Raw genomic sequence first — 5,986 nt, 5'->3', positions numbered from 1 at the left:
GCCACCGGGTGGTTGACGGTCGGGTTGGCGCCGATCAGGAAGATGAGCTCGGCCTCGGCCACGTCGGCCACCGGGTTGCTCACCGCGCCGGAGCCGATGCCTTCGAGCAGCGCCGCGACCGAGCTGGCGTGGCACAGACGTGTGCAGTGGTCCACGTGCGAGCTTTGCATCGCCTGGCGCACGAGTTTCTGGAACAGGTAGGCCTCTTCGTTGCTCCCCTTGGCCGAGCCGAAGCCGGCCAGCGCCGATTGCGATCCGGCGCCCGCAGCGTCGCGGATGCGGGCCAGGCCGCCGGCGGCCAGATCGAGCGCCTCTTCCCAGCTCGCTTCGCGGAACAGGTTTCCGATCGGCAGCTCGCCGCGCTTGACGCGCTCGATGTCCGCCGGGTCCTTGGCCACGCCTTCCCGGCGTACCAGCGGGCGCGTCAGGCGCTTCGGGTTGTGGATGTAATCAACGCCGTAGCGGCCCTTGACGCACAGCCGCCCGTGGTTGGCCGGGCCGTCGCGGCCGGTGACGAAGTGGATGCGCTCTTCCCCCTTCTCGTTCGGGCCGACGTTCCAGGTGAGCTGACAGCCGACGCCGCAATACGGGCAAACCGAGTCGACCTTCTTCGTCACCTCGAGCAGGCCCACGCCCTTGGCCGGCATCAACGCGCCGGTCGGGCAGGCCTGCACGCACTCGCCGCAGGCCACGCAGCTCGACTCGCCCAGCGGCGTGAGCGCGTCGAAGGTGATCTGCGCCTGCGGGCCGCGAAAGGCCAGGCCGATCACGTCGTTTCCCTGTTCGTCGCGGCAGGCGCGAATGCAACGCGTGCACTGAATGCAGGCGTCGAGGTTGACCGCGATGGCGGGGTGCGACAGGTCGGGCGCTGCATAGCTGCGCTCGCGCTGCGGCAGCCGGCCGGCGGGAGCGCCCGCCGTCTTTGCCCAGCGGCTCAGCTCCGAGTCATTCGTGTATTCGTCGGTGGTCGCGCCGGCGTCGCTCATCAGCAGCTCGAGCACCATCTTGCGCGCGGCAACGGCACGCGAACTTTCGGTCTGCACCTTCATGCCCGCCGCCACACTGCGGCAGCACGAGGCGGCCAGCGTGCGCTCGCCATCGACCTCGACCATGCACGCGCGGCAGTTGCCGGCCGGCACGAACTGGTCGTTGTGACACAGGTGCGGGATCGTCGTGCCCTCGCGCTTGGCGACGGTCCAGATCGTTTCGTCGGCGCGCGCGGTCACCGTGCGGCCGTCGAGCGTGAGTTCCACCGTCGCCACTTGGGGTGCGAGCAGTCGTGAGATCAGAGGGGCGTTCATGGGGTCTCCGGTAAGGCAGGGGTACTGCCGTGCCGAGCGCTTCCCGGGTCAGGAAGCCAGCTCGTGGGGAAAATACTTGACGACGCAGTCGACCGGGTTCGGGGCGGCCTGACCAAGGCCGCAGATCGAGGCGTCACGCATCACTTGCGAGAGCTCGGCGATCAGGCCGAGATCCCAACGGTCGCTCGCGATCAGCTCGCGGACCTTCGCGGTGCCGGAACGGCACGGTGTGCACTGGCCGCAACTCTCGTGCTCGAAAAAACTCATCAGGTTGCGTGCGGCATCCGTCGCGCGGTCGTGCTTCGACAGCACCACCACCGCGGCCGAGCCGATGAAGCAGCCGTGCGCTTGCAGGGTGTCGAAATCGAGCGGCACGTCGGCCAGCGCTTCCGGCAGGATGCCGCCCGAGGCGCCGCCCGGCAAATAGGCATAGAGCTCGTGGCCGCTCAGCATGCCGCCGCAGTACTCATCGACCAGTTCGCGCAATGTGATGCCGGCCGGCGCCAGATGCACGCCCGGCTTGGCCACGCGGCCCGACACAGAGAACGAGCGCAAACCCTTGCGGCCGTGGCGGCCCTGGCCGGCGAACCAGTCGCCGCCTTTTTCGAGGATGTCGCGCACCCAGTACAGCGTCTCGAAGTTGTGTTCGAGCGTGGGCCGGCCGAACAGGCCCACCTGCGCCACATAGGGCGGGCGCAGGCGCGGCATGCCGCGCTTGCCTTCGATCGATTCGATCATCGCGGACTCTTCGCCGCAGATGTAGGCGCCGGCCCCGCGGCGCAGCTCGATGACCGGCATGCCCTGCATCGGCGGGTTCGCTTTCAGCGCAGCCAGTTCAGTTTCGAGGAGTGCCCGACAGCCGTGATACTCGTCACGCAGATAGACGTAAACGGCGTCCACGCCGACCGCCCAGGCGGCGATCAGCATGCCTTCGATGAACCGGTGCGGGTCGCGCTCGAGGTAATGCCGGTCCTTGAAGGTGCCGGGCTCGCCCTCGTCGATGTTGACCGCCATCAGCCGGGGAGCCGGCTGCCCGCGAACGATGCGCCACTTGCGCCCGGCCGGAAAGCCCGCGCCGCCGAGGCCGCGCAAGCCCGAGCTTTCCATGGTCTGCAGCACCGACTCGAGCGAGCGCTCTCCCGACAGGCATTCGCTCAGCGTGCGATAGCCGCCGGCTTCGCGGTAGTTCGCCAGACCGGTGTAGGGCGCAGGCTCGTGGGTCGTCGCCCCGGCCTTCACCGCGGCTTGCACGGACTCGAGCGTGGCATGAGCCAGGGGATGCTGATGCACCACCGCCGCCGGCGCCTGCTCGCAGCGGCCGATGCAGGGCGCAGCAATCACTCGCACTTCGGTGCCCAGCAGGGCCGGCAGCCGCGCCAGCAGATCCTGCGCGCCGGCCAGCTCGCAGGCGATGCCGTCGCACACCCGCACCGTCAGCGCGGACGGGGCCTCGAAAGCGCCGGCGGCATCGGGCCGAACCACGTCGAAGTGGTGGTAAAAGCTCGCGACTTCATACACTTCCACCTGCGAGAGCTTGAGCAAGTGCGCGAGCGCCGCTAGGTGATCGGTGCGCAACTGGCCGTAGCGATCGTTGATGGCGTGCAGGTGCTCGATGAGCAAATCGCGCCGCAAGGGCTGCTGCGCCAGCAAGGCTTTCACCGCTGCCAGCGCCTGCGCGTCGACCGGCCGCTCGCCGGAACTGCGGCGAAGCTGACGGGCAGGGTCGCGCAGTGCTTGGATCGGGATCACGGATGCGTTCATGGTCGGGCAATTCCTCGGGCTTCAGGCGGCCAGCCTATGCTCAAATGGACACATATGCCGCCCTACCGTCTGATTGCTCCACGATAGCGCAATGGCTGAAAAAATATATGCACGAGGCAGCCGGATGATGCGTATACAAATCACGCCCCACTGGGGCGTTTCACACAACGCCGAAGACGCGGTCGACACCACGGCGCTGCTCGCGCTGCTGGCCGCCATTCAAGAGAGTGGCGCAATTGCGCAAGCCGCGCGCAGCACCGGGCTTTCCTATCGCCATGCCTGGGGTCAGGTCAAGCGCGCCGAGGCGCTGTTCGGTCATGCGCTGGTGGACGCCGGTCGCGGCCGTGGCTCCACCTTGACCCCGCTGGCCGAAAAGCTGATCTGGGCCGACCGGCGCATCGCCGCGCGGCTTTCGCCGATGCTCTCGTCGCTCGCCTCCGAGCTGGAACATGAACTAGAGCGCACCCTGCCGCAGGTGGCGCGTGCGCCGGTTGCGCTGCGGCTGCATGCCAGCCACGGCTACGCGGTGGCCGGCCTGATCGAGCAGCTCGAGGCCGCGAAAATTCCCGTCGAGCTCCGCTACCGCAACAGCATCGAGTCGGTTGCGGCGCTCGCGCGCGGCGAATGCGACCTGGCCGGCTTTCATGTGCCGATCGGCGAGTTCGCGGTCCCGGCGGCTCGCCGGTACCGGCAGTGGTTGCGCTCGAATGATCACAGCCTGGTGCATCTTGCAGTGCGCTCGCAAGGCCTGTTCGTGGCCCCCGGAAACCCGCTGAAGATCGGCTCGCTGGCCGATCTGAAACGCGCCGACGTGCGCTTCGTGAACCGGCCCGAGGGCTCGGGCACGCGCATGCTGACGGAGCTGATGCTGGCCAAGCAGGCCATTGCGCCGGGCGAGATCAACGGCTACGCCACCGCCGAGTTCACGCATGCCGCGGTGGCGGCCTACATCGCCAGCGGCATGGCCGATGTGGGCGTTGGCGTGCAGACGGCGGCGCAGCGCTTCGGCCTGCATTTCCTGCCGTTGTTGCGCGAGCGTTATTACTTGGCGGTCCCTACTGCCGTGCTGCAGCAGCCCCTGATGAAGCAGGCGCTGGCGCTGATGCAATCACCGCGCTACCGCTCCTCGGTGGCCTCGCTGGTCGGCTACGACGCTGGCGAAACGGGGCGAGTGTTGGGCGTGGACGAAGCCTTGCCGGCGCATTGAGCCTGCAAGCGATGTAGCTGCATTGCTGCCAAGGGCGGCGGCCGTAGGGCGGCGATCAAACTCGACCAGAGCGGCGCGGCGCGCTCGCCATCGACAAGCCATGAACCCTAATACCGGCGCGTCGGACAAGGCCGTCAACCAGGGCGTCGCTCCGGTGACTTACGACCAGGGCGAACGAGCCCCGCTCGGCGACGGGTGAGAAGGAGTTCGCCCCGGCGGCTTGAACGGCAGCAGGCTTGTACGCGGGCTGCGCAAGCGCTTCGTGCCGCGCCGTGGGGTCACGCTGCCACTTCGGCCGCACCGGCCCATGCACCGTCCTTCTCGAAACTCCCCCGCAGGAAGGATGCGCCGGTTCGTGCAACGGCTCAAACTCGAACGGGTGGACACCGCCAAGCGCCGCCCGGATTTCGAAGCAGCTCTCGACCCGCTGTGCGCTGGCCCTGCTGGGAGCGATGGTCTTCGCCAGCGTCGTCGGCATGCTGGCCCTAGGTCCCGTGACTGCCATTGCCGACGAGCACCGTCTGACCGACTCGCGCACACCGCTCGAGTTGACGAACGGCTGGAGCGTGTTGCTGCAGCTGCCTTTTGCGTCGGCCGAGTTCATTGACTGGGCCGATCTGCCCATCTGGGCAGCCAGCGGCGGCGTCATCAGCGGCCACGCGCTGCACCACCTAGCAGCAGGCTGCTTGTCTGATTTCGCTGGCTTGGGCGCTCGCGCGTCAATCGGCCGCTCGTGAGAGCGAGCCGTCGGCATCTAGCCAGCGCGAAACCTCGCTGATCACTTCCGTGTGAAACGCCATCGCCACATGAGCGGTATGGCACAGGTGGCGACTCGCCGCACCGGGCAGGATGGCGGCCGCGGGCGGGATCACGATGTTGTCGGCATGCCCGTAGAAGCAGGTGAAGTTGGCGGCCCGGTTGGCCGGCTCGCGCTGCGCGAGCTGGCACAGCCAATCGCAGGACTGACGCATGTGCCGTGCATTGTCCGTGCGGCTGAGCTGCGCCAGCCAGGTGCCCTGATGAGGCGTGCCGATCGTGAACACATGGTGAACCCGCGAGTCTGCATCCGCGGCGCTGCCCAGCCAAGCGCGAGCCACCAGGCCGCCCATGCTGTGGCACACCAACAGCGGGGCTGAACCGGTTTCGCGTTCCAGTTTTTCCACCGCACGATCGACGGCCTGCACATAGGCGTCGAGTTCGCTGAAAACCGGCTCGAGACTCACCGCAATGCACGGCTGCCGGACGGCGGCGCAGCGCTTCAGCCACGGGTTCCAAAGCCCGCGGTTGCACAGATAGCCGTGCACGAACACGATGCCGCGCACGCCGGGGCGGCCCGGCACATCGGGCAGCGCCCGAGAGCGGAACGGCTGGCGCCAGCCGAACACCCGGGCCGCAACGATGCATTCACCGAACCAGGCCCGCAGCAATTGCCACGGGCTGGCGCGCGGTGTCGGGTCGTCTCGGTGCAAGAAGGCAAGCATGACGAACTCGATGCCGAGCACCAGCGTGTAGCCGAGAAGAACGAAGAGGGAGCCCGCCACGGCGAGCCACGGGTGCCCGAGCGCCCAGACGCCCGCCAACCAGGCGAGCGCCGCCAGCACGATCGAAGCAACCATAAACCGCTGCAGGCGGGCCAGCATCGCAGAGCCGTCGCTCAGGCGAGCTGCACCGCACGACCGCTCAGCCGCTGCGCAAGGGCGTTGGCCAGGCGGTTGAC

General features: G+C 68.1%; 5 protein-coding genes. 2 read left to right on the top strand and 3 right to left on the bottom strand.

Going from position 1 to position 5,986, the window contains the following annotated elements:
• Positions 1–1,301, bottom strand: a 1,301-nt coding sequence (locus H0W38_RS14840; protein ID WP_292455404.1) for a 2Fe-2S iron-sulfur cluster-binding protein, incomplete at its 3' end; no start/stop codon positions are given.
• Between the two features lie 48 nt (positions 1,302–1,349).
• Positions 1,350–3,062, bottom strand: a complete 1,713-nt coding sequence (locus H0W38_RS14835; protein WP_292455402.1) for an NADH-ubiquinone oxidoreductase-F iron-sulfur binding region domain-containing protein — start codon at positions 3,060–3,062, stop codon at positions 1,350–1,352.
• Positions 3,063–3,186: 124 nt separating this feature from the next.
• Between H0W38_RS14835 and H0W38_RS14830 the strand changes: the two genes are divergently transcribed.
• Positions 3,187–4,269: a substrate-binding domain-containing protein gene (locus tag H0W38_RS14830; protein ID WP_292455400.1), complete on the top strand. Its 1,083-nt coding sequence runs from the start codon at positions 3,187–3,189 to the stop codon at positions 4,267–4,269.
• A gap of 452 nt (positions 4,270–4,721) precedes the next feature.
• Positions 4,722–5,006, top strand: a complete 285-nt coding sequence (locus H0W38_RS14825) for a hypothetical protein (RefSeq protein ID WP_292455397.1) — start codon at positions 4,722–4,724, stop codon at positions 5,004–5,006.
• Here H0W38_RS14825 and H0W38_RS14820 read toward each other — a convergent pair.
• On the bottom strand, positions 4,989–5,885 hold the full coding sequence (locus H0W38_RS14820; protein WP_292455394.1) for an alpha/beta fold hydrolase: 897 nt from the start codon (positions 5,883–5,885) through the stop codon (positions 4,989–4,991). The two genes, H0W38_RS14825 and H0W38_RS14820, sit on opposite strands and share 18 nt — an antisense overlap.
• Between the last annotated feature and the right edge of the window lie 101 nt (positions 5,886–5,986).

The organism is Methylibium sp., assembly GCF_013817365.1.
Taxonomy (GTDB): Bacteria; Pseudomonadota; Gammaproteobacteria; order Burkholderiales; family Burkholderiaceae_C; genus Methylibium.
The sequence above is the reverse complement of the archived record's forward strand: the minus strand, read 5'-3'. Positions and strand labels throughout refer to the sequence as shown.

Excerpts from the sequence above, each read along its gene's own strand:
- H0W38_RS14825 (WP_292455397.1), top strand. The coding sequence starts at position 4,722 with ATGGTCTTCGCCAGCGTCGTCGGCATGCTGGCCCTAGGTCCCGTGACT.
- H0W38_RS14835 (WP_292455402.1), bottom strand. The coding sequence starts at position 3,062 with ATGAACGCATCCGTGATCCCGATCCAAGCACTGCGCGACCCTGCCCGT.
- H0W38_RS14820 (WP_292455394.1), bottom strand. The coding sequence starts at position 5,885 with ATGGTTGCTTCGATCGTGCTGGCGGCGCTCGCCTGGTTGGCGGGCGTC.
- H0W38_RS14830 (WP_292455400.1), top strand. The coding sequence starts at position 3,187 with ATGATGCGTATACAAATCACGCCCCACTGGGGCGTTTCACACAACGCC.